Genomic DNA, 13,152 nt, shown 5'->3' with positions numbered 1-13,152 from the left:
ACGAACGCGCTGCGCGGGATCACTCCCGCGCAGTTTTGTTATTCCACGAGGGGGGCGGCCTGGGGTATGAGCGGCTTGTGCTCGCGACGCTTCCAAACCAGGAAGTAGTACGCCGACTGCAGCGAGAGCGCGACGATAAAGCCGGCTGGATAGCCTATCCATATCCCGTTGAGCCCGAGGTGCTGCATCAGCACGTAGGCGACCGGAACCTCGACCGCCCAAATCGCCAGGATGCCGTTGATGGTGGGGACGATCACCGTGCCGCTCGCGCGCATGATGCCCGAAAGGACGGCTGAGTTGCCGAATATCAGGTAGCTCCACAGGGTGATCATCAACAGCGAGTGGGCGATGTCGATCGTGCTCGGATCCGTGATGAACAGCGAGACCAGCTCGCGCGAGAAGAGGTAGCACAGGCTGATGAGCACCGCGCCGATCGCGTAGTTGAGGCCGATGCCGGCGTGGATGACGCGGCTCAGCAGATCGGGGCGCCCCGCGCCGATCGCCTGTGCGCCGAAGATCGAGGCGGTGATCGAGACGCTCACCGCAGGGAACTGCACGTAGCTCACGATCTGGTTGACGGCGCCGTACGCCGCGGTCGCCTTCGAACCGAAGTGGTTCACGAAGGAGATGACGGCGATCTCCGCCAGCGAGACCATGACGACTTGGAGACCTGTGGGTACGCCGATGCGCACGACAGCCGAGAGCACCGGCCACCGGATGCGAAAGTTGTGGAGGGTCTCCGCATCGAGCGCAAGGGGATGCTTCACGGCGCGCAGGTAGATGATCAGCACGACCAGCGACACGACGCTCGAGCACAGCAGCCCCGCCGCGGCGCTCGAGACGCCAAGGTGCGGCAGGCCCAGCCAACCCAAGATGAACGCCGGGGTCGTGATCAGCCCGACGACCGTGAAGAGCACCAGAAACCAGAACGGCGTCGCCGCGTCGCCGATGCCGCGCAAGATCGACGTGTACATCAAGAACACGAATGCGACGGGCAGCGAGAAGAACACGAAGCGCGCGTAGGCGATCGAGTCCGGAAGGATATTGGCAGGCGTGCCGAGCGCGACGAGGGTCCTGTCCGTGAAGAGCGCGCCGAAAATCGCAAGCGCGATGCCCAACAACAGCATGAACGAGATCGTCGTGCCGGATACCTGCTTGAGGCGATGCTCGTCGCGCGCGCCGTACGCCTGGCCGATCAGCACGCTCGCGCCGCTGCTCAACCCGATGAGGAATGAGATCAGGAAGAAGAATATGGGGAAAAAGGCCGAGATGGCGGCAAGGCCGTTGACGCCGATGAGCCGGCCGATGAAGATGCTCGTGAGCGTGCCCGACGCCGACTGCAATAAGTTGCCGAGCATGAACGGCAGCACGAAGATCAGCATCACCCGCCATAGCGGCCGCGATTCATCGAAGATGCCGCGCCTCGCGCCGGCAGGACCTGCGTTTCGTTGCATCGCTCACCTACTATCGACGCGGACCGCTCGCTCCCCTGGATGATTTTCTTTCCGGACGGGACTTGACAACTTCGAAATGGTATGCTTCACGCATGCTGGTGATGGAGAAATTGCTGTTATGAAATGGGTGACACGAGAGCACGCCAAGGTCGACCGCATCGCCTGCCCGTGGCTCATACGCCGATTCATCGATAAGCAGGCCGAATTCTTGTACGTCCCTGCCGACAAGGTGATGGAAGTCGCGAAGCGCGAGGGGGCTTTGGCCTTTGATGTGCCTGACGTCGAGCTCGGGCATCATGGACCGCTTTGCTCCTTCGACGCGATTCTCGACAAGCACGGTCTCGACGATCCGGCGCTGCGCGAACTTGCCAAGGTCGTGCGCGGGGCCGATACGAGCGACATCGGCTTGACCGAGCAGTCCGCGGGACTCAGAGCGATCGCATCAGGCTTTTCCAAACTCTTCCCGGACGATCACAAGAACTTAGAGCATCAGTCGTTCGTCTACGATGCGCTGTATGAGTACTGCCGCGGCGTTGCCGGCGGGTAAGACCTACTGACGCGCACGCTGACGGTTCTCTTCGGCACCCGGTTCTTGCGCGCGGCGGCGTTCGGCGTCGCCACGGTGCTCGTCGCGATCCATTTGGAGCGCTTGGGCGTCGATCCAAGGCTCATCGGTCTGACGCTCACGCTGGGCGTGTTGTCCGCTTCCCTTTTTGGCCTCGGCGCGGCTTGGCTTGCCGCCCGGGTTGGCCGGCGTCTTTCCTTGGCGGTCAGCGGAGCGTTGATGGCCTTGTGCGGGCTGGATTTGGCGTTTGCCACGCAGTCGTGGATCCTCGTGCTCGCCGGCGCAACGGGCATGTTGGGCATCGCCGGCGCGGATGTCGGTGCGTTCAGCTCGGTGGAGCAGGCGGCTTTGGCCCAAGTCATTCCGCAACAGCATCATGCCATTGTTTTCGGACGCTATGCCTTGGCCGGTGGCTTGGGCTTCGCGGCGGGCTCCTTTGCCGCACTCGTGGGCGTGACGCTGCCCGCGACACATTGGCTCTTCATCGGGTATGCGGTGGTCGGCGTCTTGTCAGCGGGTGCCGCGCTGCTCCTCGATGACATCGAAAGCCCGGCGCCTGGACGGTCTGCGAAACGGGCTGCGCTGCCGAGGAGCATCTACGAACTCGCTGCGCTCTTCGCGCTGGATTCGTTCGCCGGAGGGCTCGTCGTGCAAGGCTTCATCGTGTACTGGCTGCACGTCCGTTTCGGCGTCGATGCGCAGACGCTCGGACCCGCGGTGGCCTTCATGTCGTTGGCGCAAGCAGCGTCATTCGAAGTATCGGGCAGGCTCGCTCAACGCTTCGGTTCCATCCGGACGATGGTGTTCACGCATCTGCCCAGCAACGTGCTCCTCATCGCCGTGCCGCTATGTCCGACGTTGACGGCGGCGCTCACCGTGCTCGTCATGCGCTTCGCCATCGCGCAGATGGATGTGCCCGCGCGGCAAGCGCTGATCGCCTCGCTTGCGCCGCCTGAAGCGCGCGACAGAGCCGCCGCGCTTGCGGCGGGAGCACGGGGTATCGCGCAGACGCCGGGTCCCACCTTGGCCGGCGCCGCCGTGCAGGTCGGCGCCCTCGCCGCGCCGTTCTTCCTTGCGGGTATCCTCAAGATCGTCTACGATGTCGTCCTCTACGTCCGGCATCGCGACCTACGGTGAGCATGCTGGGCGCAACCGTAGCCGTCACCGGTGCCAACGGCGGGATCGGCAGCCACACCGCCCTCGCTCTCGTGAAGCTCGGCGCGCACGTCGTCCTCGTATGCCGCTCGCAGCGGCGCGCCGATGAAGCGACAGCCTTCATCCGCGCAAATGAGCCTGGCGCGCAGGTCAGCTCACTGGCCGCGGACCTTTCGCGCCTGGCCGACATCCGCCGGCTGGCGCGCGATCTGGCCGCTGCGCATCCGCGCTTGAGCGTTTTGGTCAACAATGCCGGCGCGATCTGCAGGCGGCGCGCGATCACCGAGGACGGCTTCGAACTCACGTGGGCCGTCAATCACATCGCGCCGTTCGTGCTCAGCACGGAGTTGCTCGAAGTCCTGCGCGCGAATGCACCCGCTCGCATCGTCAACGTAAACTCGGACTCGCACCTGCACGGCACGATCGACTTCGACGACCTGAACGCCGAGCGCGGTTTTTGGCCTCCGCGCGCCTACGAGCGCTCGAAACTCGCGAACGTGCTGTTCACGAAGGAACTAGCCAGGCGCGTCGATCCCGCGCTTGTGACGGTGAACGCGCTCCACCCCGGATTGGTGAACACCAATTTCGGCGAGGTCGGCGGCATCGTGGAGTTCGGATGGCGGGTCTACAAGCACTTCGGAATCACACCGGCGGAAGGCGCGCGCACGCCCGTCTATCTTGCGACGTCGCCTGAGGTCGCCGGCAAGACCGGCGGCTACTACCGGAAGTGCCTGCTCGGGCCGGTCAATCCGCTGGCGGAAGACGCGGAGCTTGCGAAGCGCCTCTGGGAACAAACGGCAAGAGCGGTCCGCGGAGCGTGATGTAGTGCCGGGGCTTTAGCCCCGGAAATGTAGTGCCGGGCTTTAGCCCCGGATGCTGGAGAACGCCTCCAGCACCTTTTGAAACGCCGCGATCTCTTTGACGCTGAACCCCTTGAGCGCGCTCGCCTCGTACTTGCTGAGAACTTCGAAGACTTTGGACGCCAACGTCGAGCCGGCTTTCGTGAGACGCACCGTGATGCTGCGGCGGTCGCTGCGGTCGACAGCACGCGTGATCAGCCCCCGCTGCTCCAGGCGATCGAGGACGCTCGTCAGCGTCGAACGCCTGTGGCCGAATTCCGCGTGGAGATCGCCGACCCGAGCCGCGCGCGCCCCGTGCAAATGGGCCAGCAGGTGCGCCTCGGCTTGGTCCACCTTGAGTTCTTTGTGGTCGGCGAGGTAGAGCGCCACCGCGTGGACGGCGCGCTCCACCTTGGGAATGGCTTTTAGTCCCAGGGACGTACTCCCGCGTGCGGCGGGCACACCGGCAAAACCTGGAGGTCCGGCTCGACCCATCTCGCGCGCGCATCGTCGCGAAAAAGCAGATCGCGGCTGTAGAAGCGGAGCGGCATCTTCTTGTCGAGCAGGTCCGGGTTATATTCGAGGAACTCCTCGAAGGACCGCGCCGATTTCTCTGCATCGAGAGCTGCGGCCACGAGCCGCGTCCAGCAGCACGTGAGCGTGACGTGGAACTTCTGTTGGTGGCCGAGACCGGTCGCATATCGGTTGATGACCCGCAGCATGTGCTCTTGCGCTGCCGGAAATCCGAAAGTCCGCAGATAGTAGACGGTGGCCTGCAGGTGCTGGCGATGGCGAAACGCCTCATTCGGCAAGCGCAGCGATTCGAGCGCGCTGACGAGATCTCTCGAGTTCATTATGACGATATCGTACTATACGATTACGTATTATGTCAAGAGCTTGAGATCACCGGCCGATAGGGCGGGTCGCGCCAACTCGGGATGTCGCTGGTGCGCCCCCGGATGGGACGGCCCGCGAAGAATTTCACCATGCCGATCAAATGCCATACGGCGAGCAGTTGACGATAGCCGATCTGCTCCAGAAACGCGGTCAGGAAGAGCGCCCACACTTCGCTCACGCGGCGCGTGCGATAGGATACCTCGTCGAGCAGGAACGCGCTCGCGGACTTCAAGATCGTCAGGCTGAAGACCAGCGCGAGCAACGCCACTTGCGCATAGACCGAAAGGATGCCAAGCCATCCCGCGACGATCACGAACGCGAGCCCGCCGATCATCCAGATGGGTGACAGCCATTCGATCAGCGCGATCGCAGGCAGCGCGACCCAACCCGCCACGCCGCCGCGGCGGCTGAACATGAGGTTGCGGTGGTGCATGATCGTCTCGGTGATGTGACGATGCCATCCGATGCGTTGGCCCTGCAATGCCTCCAAACTATCCGGCACCGTCGTCCAACACACGGCGGCCGGCACGAAGGCGATCCTATATGGAAGCCCTCGTTCCCGCATGTAATGGTGGACGCGGACGGTGATCTCCATGTCTTCCCATGTGGTGTTGGCTAAGTAGCCGCCGGCGCCCACGACGATATCCTTCGTCCACAGCCCGCAGGCGCCGGAGATGCTCATCAGTCCATTGATGGGCGCCCATCCGAAGCGCGACGTCAATGCGCTGCGCAGATACTCGAGTACCTGAAAGCGCACGAGCAAGTTCCGGGGTAAAGCTTTAGGGATGGGCACGCCGTCGACGAGCTCGGCCTCGTTCAAAATCCTCAACCCCGCGCCGCATGCGACCGTCCTCGGATCCTCCAAGAACGGCTGGATCATCTGCTCGAGTGCGTCGGCCAGGTACACGGAATCTCCGTCGCCCGTCAACAAGAGCGGGTAGCGCGCCTCATTGAGGCCGGCGTTCAGAGCATCGCCCTTGCCGCCGTTCTCCTTATCGACCACGCGAAGCTCGGGGTATTTCGTCGAACGGTATCTGCCGCGAACCGGCTTGGTTCGGACTGCTTGATATCCGGCTTCGAAGACCGGTGTGAGCTCGAATGCTTTCTCCAGGAGCTGCAACGTCTCGTCGGTGGACCCGTCGTTGATGACGATCAGTTCCATGGTGGGATAGCGCAGCCGCAGCAATGAGCGCACGACGTCCACCACTGCCGCGGACTCATTGTACACGGGCAGCAGCACCGAGACGGGCCGCGCGAACGGGAGCGTGACGCGGCGCAGCGCATCGGCCGCGCCGACCCGCAGGAAGCGCGGCATGTTCCAGAGCGCGATCGCGATCAGCGAAAAGTCGATGCCGTTCACGATGATGAAATAGGCGGCCAGAAGCAGCTCGATCGTGATCACGACGGGATGCGCGCCCAGTCCCTGGGGCATACCGGTGATCGTCACATGGAACGGCAAGTGCACCGCGTGCATCAGGCGCCCCCGCTTCGCGCAGCGAGCTCGCGCTCTCCGATGACCTGTCTGAGAACGTCGCGCGCAAATCGATCGGGATGCTTTTCGAGCAGGCGTTGCAGCGAACTGACGGCGTTCAACTTGGCAAGAGCCTCCGCGGCGCGGTAGCGCACCCACCAGTGAGTGTCTCCAAGCAAGGCCGTGAGGATAGGCGCCTGCGTCTTCCGGCCCAAGCGGCCGATCGCATTGGCCGCCTGCACGCGCACCCGCCAGTCGGGATGCGTCGCGAACTTGCCGGCGAGGCCGGCATCGGTGGCCGCTGCGATCGCGCCAAGCACTTTGAGCGCCTCGCGGATCTGCTCGGCGTCGGCGCCCGTTTCTAACACGCGGCGGATGGCCGGCATCGCCTTAGCCGCGTCGAAAAAGGCCAAGTACGGGATCAGGCGCGAGGATGCCGCGGGCGGGAACTCCTGCACGGCGGCGACCAGGGGCTCGACGAGCGACGCGGTTTCTTGGCGCACGACCGAAAGCAATTTGAACGGCGACCAATCGGTGCGCTCGACCATGAGGGCGACGAAACGCCCCGCCTCGACGGAATCGATCTGCAGCAAAGCGCGCGCGGAAGCGAACGAGATCAGCGCGCTCGGCGACAAGACGAAGCCGGTCAGCGCCGGCGTGGCAGAACGCTCGCCGAAGTGGCCCAACAGCGTGATGGCGGAAAGGCGCCTGGCGAGGTCACGCCCTCGCAGCCGGTGCAGCGCGCTTTGCCCCAGCCCGGTGTGGCCGGCGATCTCATTGAGATAGCTGCGCCTCTTCGCATCGCGACCAGCATCACGGCTCAATGCCGCTTCTTGCGCTTCATTCCATAGGATCATCAAGACCGTGAGGTCGGCGGCCTCCACGCCCGGGAGCTGATCGATCGGCTGTGGCGGACCGTCAAGGATCGCCTTCCAGGTCGCTTCGAACCGTTCCAGGTGCTGCGTGCGCGCGCGCCCCAAGACGCGCATGGCGGTGACCTGGAAGGTCAAGAGAAATGATGCGACGCCCACGGCGGCGGCGACCCAGTAGACAACCGCGATGAGTACGCTAAAGTCGATAGTCAAGGCCGAGATGTCCGCCCGACCGGGTGTAGCTTTTTCCTTGCGCGAAAGATTCCAGCCCGTAGGCGATGCCCCAATGATCGCTCGTCCAGTGCCTCCCCGCTATGCTCACGCCGCTGACGTTCGATACGAGCAGCGCCGGCAGTCCCACGTTCTCGACTTCGCGGCCGGCGGTGAAGCCGAGGCCGACGTAGCTATTCCTCGCTCCGTAGTAGCGGTCGAGCTCGATCGAATGATCGACGTCCGTGCCCGTGGCCTCGACGTGCGCGGCGGTGACCAAGTAGGCGAAACGAAAAGTCCCCCAGTAATGCTCGACGCTCAATGCGGTGCTATTGACGCTCGTCGAACGATAACCCGTGTGTCGCAGGGTCAGGCCCTCGAACCATTTGGCACCGGATTCGTAGGTGGCGCCGAGTGCGACCGAGTTGGAAGGCAGGATGCGATACGTCGGAGAGAACGACCCCTCCGCCATGCCGGTCCAACGAGTCCCGAGCGGGAAATAGGCGCCGAGCGTGAGCTGCGTGTCGTGCTTTGAGAATCGATCGACCAGGTCGAATTCGGCGTAGTCGACCCGCTGGTTATCGACCTTGCGGATGACTCGCACATACTGACTGGTCCAGGCCGGGAAGCCGTTCGTCAGCGATTCGTAGGTCGCGCCGAGTTCGAGGTCGGTGGTAGGCCGTGCGGCGGGCGGTGCCGGCGCGGCCGCTGCTGCCGCACCGAACAACAGCGCTAGCGCTACGGCGAGCGTTGCAAGTCCGGTACGGAGGCGGGTCACGCCACGACTAAGCGTCGCTTCTGCTCAGCGATAACGCCCTGCAGTATCGCATCGATCCCAATCCTTGGATTGAAGCCGATGCACTGCCTGGCAAAGGAGATATCTGGGATTCGTCGTTTGATCTCGTCGAATTCATGCTCGTAGGCCAGTTCGTGCGACATGTACACCAATTCGGAGGACGAATTCGTCAAGCCCTTCACGCGCAACGCCAGATCGCGGATGGTGATCTCGTCGTTCGTGCCGATGTTGAGGATCTGCCCGCGCGCCTTCGGCTCGTTCATCGCCGCGATGAGGGCTTCCGCGACCTCGGTCACGTCGGCGAAGCAGCGCGTCTGGGAGCCGTCACCGTGGACGGTAAGCGGCTCGCCGGCTAGAGCTTGGCGGACGAACGTCGGGATGACCATGCCATATCGACCGGTCTGCCGGGGTCCGACGGTATTGAAAAGCCGGACGATGGCGACCGGCATGTTCCGCTCCGCGTGGTAGGCCATGGCCAAGACCTCGCCGGCGGCCTTCGTGTAGGCGTAGTTCCAGCGCCTTTTCGTCGTGTCCCCGAGCACGATGTGATCGCCTTCACGGCTCGGCTTGTGCTCGTTCAGTCCGTACATCTCGGAGGTGGACGTGAACAAGACCGATTTGCCGGCGGCGGCGGCTTGCGCGAATACCACTTCCGTGCCGCGCACGTTCGTTTCGAACGTCCGCAGCGGCCGTTCGAGCACGAGGCGCATGCCGATCGCGGCCGCGAGATGGTATACCTGGTCGCAGTCTTTGACGAGGCGGGCTACGAGGCTCTCATCCGTGACGCTCCCCTGGATGAGTTGAAAATTCGGATTGGCCGCGAGATGCGCGACGTTGGCTTCGCGGCCGGTGGACATGTCGTCGAGGGCGCATACCGCGTCGCCGCGACGGATGCAGGCCTCAGCCAGGTACGAGCCGATAAAGCCCGCGCCGCCCGTGATGAGGACTTTCACAGGCGAATGACCCGTGCTTTGGTCGGGAGGTCTTTAGGGATGACGTTTCGCGTATCGACGATGAGCTTTGCGCGCTCGCCGATGAACTTATGATCGACGCCTGTGTGCGCCGTGACGATGACGACGCAATCGGCGTTCTGCAAAACGATGTCGTCGAGTGCGACCGATGCATGCTCCGCGTCAAGCCGCGCGACGAACGGATCGTGATAGCTGACATCCGCTTGTTGGTCGCGCAGGAGCTTGATGATCTCGAGGGCGGGGCTTTCTCGCATATCGTCGACGTCCGGCTTGTACGCGACGCCGATCAACAGGATGCGCGCTCCGCGCAGCGGCTTTCCGTCAACGTTCAAGCCCTCGGTGACCAGTCGCACGACGTGTTTCGGCATCGCGTCGTTGATCTGCTGCGCCAGGCGGATGAATCGCGACTCGACTCCGAACTGCTTGCCCTTCCATGACAGGTAGGCTGGATCGATCGGGATGCAGTGCCCGCCCACGCCGGGTCCCGGATAGAACGGCATGAAACCGTAGGGCTTGGTCTTCGCAGCGTCGATGACTTCCCAAATATCGATGTCCATCTCGCGGCAGATCAGCGCCATCTCGTTGACGAGCGCGATGTTGACCGCGCGAAACGTGTTCTCCAAGACCTTCGCCGTTTCGGCCACGCGCGTCGAACTGACCACTTTCACGTTTGGCGTGATCGCGGTGTAAAGCGCCTCTGCGGCCTCCGCGGAGTCCGGACTGCATCCGCCGACGATGCGCGGTGTATTCGCAATGCCAAAATCTCGATTTCCCGGATCGACGCGCTCGGGAGAGAATGCGACGAAGAAATCGCGGTCGAGCTCGAGACCGGTCTGGGTCAGCTCGGCGAGGAGCAGCTCATCGGTGCAGCCGGGATAGGTCGTCGACTCGAGAACGATCAGCTGACCGGGGCGCAGATGTTTTTTGACCTGCTGGACCGCCGCCCGGATGTGGCTAAGATCGGGATCGAGCGTATCGGTCAGCGGCGTGGGAACGCAAATGATGATGCAATCGCATTCCTTTATTTCGCGGAAATCAGTGGTGGCGCGCAGGCGCTTTCGCGCGAGCATCTCGACGACGACGGGCGAGCGCGCAGAGGTTTGGTTCTCGTTGATGCGACGCGCCTTCGACTCGTCGATCTCAAACCCGATGGTGTGGTAGCCCGCTTCGGAGAAACTGGTGGCAAGCGGCAGACCGACATAACCCAGCCCCACGATGCCGACGCCGGCTCGCTTGCTTTTTATCGCCTCTATCAGAGCTTGTTTTGCGGTCCCACGCGAGGTGATGTCGTGAGGCGCTATGCGGTACGCCAACGGGAACTCCTAGGGTCGCGCTACAGGATTCTACAACAGAATCCCATGCCGGTATTCATACCTATTATCGGCATTTAGTATGACCGGGCTCACACCGTTTTCGTTACATAATCCGCTGGCTGCGAGGCGTTATTTAGGGGTCTAATCGGCGCTAAGAAGCTATCGCAAAACGCTGATCGCACTGCCGTTGCTGATCAGGGTTATGCCCCCGCTTAAGTCCGTGCGATAGACTTCAGCGCCGGCGTCCTGCAATGCCGCGAGCGTCTGCGGGCTTGGGTGGCCGAACACGTTGTGCCGGCCACATGAGATGACCGCGATCTTCGGGCGTACGGCGGCTAAGAAGTCAGGCGTCGACGAGTAGGCGCTGCCATGATGACCGACTTTTAGGACGTCGGCGCGCACATCGGCTCTTCCGTGCGATAGCAGACGCGCTTCTGCTTCGGATTGCGCGTCGCCGGTCAGCAATATGGCGATCTTGCCAAACTCGATGCGCAACACCACGGAGTTGTTGTTGATGTCGGATGCGGTGCCGGTGATCAGCGGCAGCTCGGGGGCGAGGATCTTGACGCGGGCGGAGGGCCCGAGCCTGAAGGTCACGCCACGCTGTGCTCTCAGCCATGGGATATGACGCTCGCGCGCGGCGTCGAGTGCGCGTTGATAGGCCGGCCCGCTGTAGAGTTGAGCTGAGTCGTACAGCGCACCGACGCGCTGGCGCGTGAGGATCAGCGGGAGCCCGCCTGCGTGATCGCCGTGTGGATGGGTCAGCACCACGGCGTCAAGTTGTAGGACCCAGTGCCGTAGCAGAAACGGCAACACGGTGCGCGCGGCGATGCGATCGCCGATCGGTTGCGCGACGACGCTTGTGCTTCCAACGCGTTCCAGCCTGCCTCCGCCGTCGACCAGCATCGCGTGCATGCCGGGCGCTCGGATCAGCAAGCAATCCGCTTGGCCGACGTCGATCGCATCGAAGCGCAAACGCGGATCGAGTGCGGCCGCGATGCCCGGCGCGCAATAGACAAGCGCGAGCGCCAAGGACGCCCCGATCGCCCAGGGCGCAGCGCGCTTCCATTCCAGCTGTTTGTGCGCCGCCCACGCAAACGCTGCGAGCCCGGCCCAGTAGAGGATGATGAACGCGTGACTCGGCGGCGGCACGTCGATATGGGCATGTGGCAACGTGGCGATTTTTTCAACGGCGCCGATGACGAACGCCAGCGCCCACCAGCACAGGTTGGAGAGCGGAGCCGCGAGCGGCGGAAACCACAGGGCCGTAGATGCGTAGGCCGTACCTGCCGCCATGACCAGGCCGACCAGCGGCACGACGAGCATGTTCGCGGCGATCGCATATGGCGTGAACGCGTTGAAATATAGCGCTTGCAGCGGCCAGAGCGCCAACTGCACGGCGCTGCTGGTGCGCGCTAGCTCGGCGACAAAGCGCGGGCAGTTGTCACCCTCGCGAAGTCCGCAAGCGGCGAGCGCCGGCGAAAGCAGCGCGATCCCGCCAACGCATGCGAACGACATCGAAAATGACGGCGTGAGGATGGCAAGCGGATGCGGCAGCCCGACGGCAAATGCCGCGGCGGCGAGCGCAGCCGAGGGCGAGCGGCCTCGGCCTGCTTCGTATGCGATAGCACCCGCTGTCAGCATGGTGGCCGCTCGCAGCGTAGGCAGATGCATTCCGGCAAGCGCGGCATAGCCCCACGCCGCGCCAAGGGTGAGCGCGACGCGGGCCGGTCTTGGAATCGGCAAGAACGACAGCAGACCGGCGACGAGCGCGGCCATGATGCCCAGATGCAGCCCCGCGGTCGTGAGCACGTGCACCGTGCCGGTGTCCGAAAATTCTTGGCGCATGGTCGCGGGCAAGTTGCCGCGATCACCCCATAGGATGCCTTCGAGGACCGTCGCCTCCAATGGCGGCAAGCGAGATTCCACGGCTGCTGCGGCACGCACGCGAACGCGAGCCAACCGAGCGCGCCAATCGTGCGACTCGCCGAGATCCAAGATGTCCGCTGCACGATGCACGGTCAGCACGACGGCGACGCCTTGCTCGGCAAGCGTGTCGCGCTCCGAAGGCTCGCCCTCGTTGCGTACTCCGGCGGGCATGTCTAGCCTCGCTCGCAGGCGCACCAGCTTGCCCGCGAGCTCCGCATGCTCCAGATCGCCCGGAAGCTCCACCAGGGCGCCGGTGCCGACGAGGTCGCTTGCCGCCCGATTTGCGGGCGACTGGACGCTTTCGATGCGGACACGAACGGAGACACCGTTTCCGCTCGGTCGCGGACGCTCAAGCGCGATCGCTTCGACCACGATGTGCCTGCCGTCAAGCGTTGCGAATGAGCGATGCTCGACGCGCCACAACGCGGTGCTTGCGCTAAGGAGCCCTATGCCTGCCGCGGCACAGACGACAAAGGCGAGTTCGCGGACAGCGCGCGAAGGTCGAAGCGCCGCTGTGAGAGCGGCGACCAGCGCCAACCCAGCAAGACCCGTTGTCCACGGAAAGCCGCGCGCCGCGACGATGACTCCGAAAGCATAAGCGCCGAAGGCCACGGCAAAAGCGTGACCTGCGCGCAGTTGTTCAACGAGTGGCGCCACGCCCTCATATCACGGTCGCAGCG

12 protein-coding genes are annotated in these 13,152 nt (G+C 63.8%); 3 read left to right on the top strand and 9 right to left on the bottom strand.

Features of this window, described 5'->3' with window-relative positions:
- Nucleotides 1–38: 38 nt before the first annotated feature.
- Nucleotides 39–1,454 (bottom strand): MATE family efflux transporter, encoded by a 1,416-nt coding sequence (locus VN934_06240; GenBank protein ID HXM18395.1) that lies wholly within the window; start codon nucleotides 1,452–1,454, stop codon nucleotides 39–41.
- 118 nt (nucleotides 1,455–1,572) lie between these two features.
- On the opposite strand from VN934_06240, the gene VN934_06235 reads away from it, so the two are divergent.
- Genes VN934_06235 through VN934_06225 form a run of 3 tightly spaced genes read left to right on the top strand, consistent with a single transcriptional unit; the run spans nucleotide 1,573 to nucleotide 3,995 of the window.
- On the top strand, nucleotides 1,573–2,001 hold the full coding sequence (locus tag VN934_06235) for a chromate resistance protein ChrB domain-containing protein (GenBank protein ID HXM18394.1): 429 nt from the start codon (nucleotides 1,573–1,575) through the stop codon (nucleotides 1,999–2,001).
- 6 nt (nucleotides 2,002–2,007) lie between these two features.
- The gene (locus tag VN934_06230; GenBank protein HXM18393.1) at nucleotides 2,008–3,156 is read left to right on the top strand and encodes an MFS transporter; all 1,149 of its coding nucleotides are present in this window, start codon (nucleotides 2,008–2,010) and stop codon (nucleotides 3,154–3,156) included.
- Between the two features lie 2 nt (nucleotides 3,157–3,158).
- On the top strand, nucleotides 3,159–3,995 hold the full coding sequence (locus VN934_06225; protein HXM18392.1) for an SDR family oxidoreductase: 837 nt from the start codon (nucleotides 3,159–3,161) through the stop codon (nucleotides 3,993–3,995).
- A gap of 42 nt (nucleotides 3,996–4,037) precedes the next feature.
- Here VN934_06225 and VN934_06220 read toward each other — a convergent pair whose 3' ends face one another.
- From VN934_06220 to VN934_06185, 8 genes are all read right to left on the bottom strand, one after another.
- Nucleotides 4,038–4,424, bottom strand: a complete 387-nt coding sequence (locus VN934_06220; GenBank protein HXM18391.1) for a MarR family transcriptional regulator — start codon at nucleotides 4,422–4,424, stop codon at nucleotides 4,038–4,040.
- A gap of 14 nt (nucleotides 4,425–4,438) precedes the next feature.
- On the bottom strand, nucleotides 4,439–4,867 hold the full coding sequence (locus VN934_06215; protein HXM18390.1) for a hypothetical protein: 429 nt from the start codon (nucleotides 4,865–4,867) through the stop codon (nucleotides 4,439–4,441).
- 35 nt (nucleotides 4,868–4,902) lie between these two features.
- Nucleotides 4,903–6,384, bottom strand: coding sequence for a glycosyltransferase (locus VN934_06210; GenBank protein ID HXM18389.1), 1,482 nt, complete (start codon nucleotides 6,382–6,384; stop codon nucleotides 4,903–4,905).
- Entirely contained in the window at nucleotides 6,384–7,466 is a 1,083-nt protein-coding gene (locus tag VN934_06205) for a HEAT repeat domain-containing protein (GenBank protein HXM18388.1), read from the bottom strand. Before VN934_06205 ends, VN934_06210 begins: the two co-directional genes overlap by 1 nt.
- Entirely contained in the window at nucleotides 7,450–8,241 is a 792-nt protein-coding gene (locus VN934_06200) for a YaiO family outer membrane beta-barrel protein (protein HXM18387.1), read from the bottom strand. The genes VN934_06205 and VN934_06200 overlap by 17 nt, the downstream gene beginning before the upstream one ends.
- Entirely contained in the window at nucleotides 8,238–9,212 is a 975-nt protein-coding gene (locus VN934_06195; protein HXM18386.1) for an NAD-dependent epimerase/dehydratase family protein, read from the bottom strand. Before VN934_06195 ends, VN934_06200 begins: the two co-directional genes overlap by 4 nt.
- Nucleotides 9,209–10,543, bottom strand: coding sequence for a nucleotide sugar dehydrogenase (locus tag VN934_06190; protein ID HXM18385.1), 1,335 nt, complete (start codon nucleotides 10,541–10,543; stop codon nucleotides 9,209–9,211). The genes VN934_06195 and VN934_06190 overlap by 4 nt, the downstream gene beginning before the upstream one ends.
- 159 nt (nucleotides 10,544–10,702) lie before the next feature.
- The gene (locus VN934_06185) at nucleotides 10,703–13,129 is read right to left on the bottom strand and encodes a DNA internalization-related competence protein ComEC/Rec2 (GenBank protein ID HXM18384.1); all 2,427 of its coding nucleotides are present in this window, start codon (nucleotides 13,127–13,129) and stop codon (nucleotides 10,703–10,705) included.
- Nucleotides 13,130–13,152: the final 23 nt, after the last annotated feature.

Origin of the sequence: Candidatus Tumulicola sp., from assembly GCA_035601835.1 — a bacterium.
GTDB lineage: Bacteria > Vulcanimicrobiota > Vulcanimicrobiia > Eremiobacterales > Eremiobacteraceae > DATNNM01.
Note: the sequence above shows the minus strand (reverse complement) of the source record. Positions and strands in the feature narration are given on the sequence as shown.

Excerpts from the sequence above, each read along its gene's own strand:
- VN934_06240 (HXM18395.1), bottom strand. The coding sequence starts at position 1,454 with ATGCAACGAAACGCAGGTCCTGCCGGCGCGAGGCGCGGCATCTTCGAT.
- VN934_06235 (HXM18394.1), top strand. The coding sequence starts at position 1,573 with ATGAAATGGGTGACACGAGAGCACGCCAAGGTCGACCGCATCGCCTGC.
- VN934_06225 (HXM18392.1), top strand. The coding sequence starts at position 3,159 with ATGCTGGGCGCAACCGTAGCCGTCACCGGTGCCAACGGCGGGATCGGC.
- VN934_06210 (HXM18389.1), bottom strand. The coding sequence starts at position 6,384 with ATGCACGCGGTGCACTTGCCGTTCCATGTGACGATCACCGGTATGCCC.
- VN934_06215 (HXM18390.1), bottom strand. The coding sequence starts at position 4,867 with ATGAACTCGAGAGATCTCGTCAGCGCGCTCGAATCGCTGCGCTTGCCG.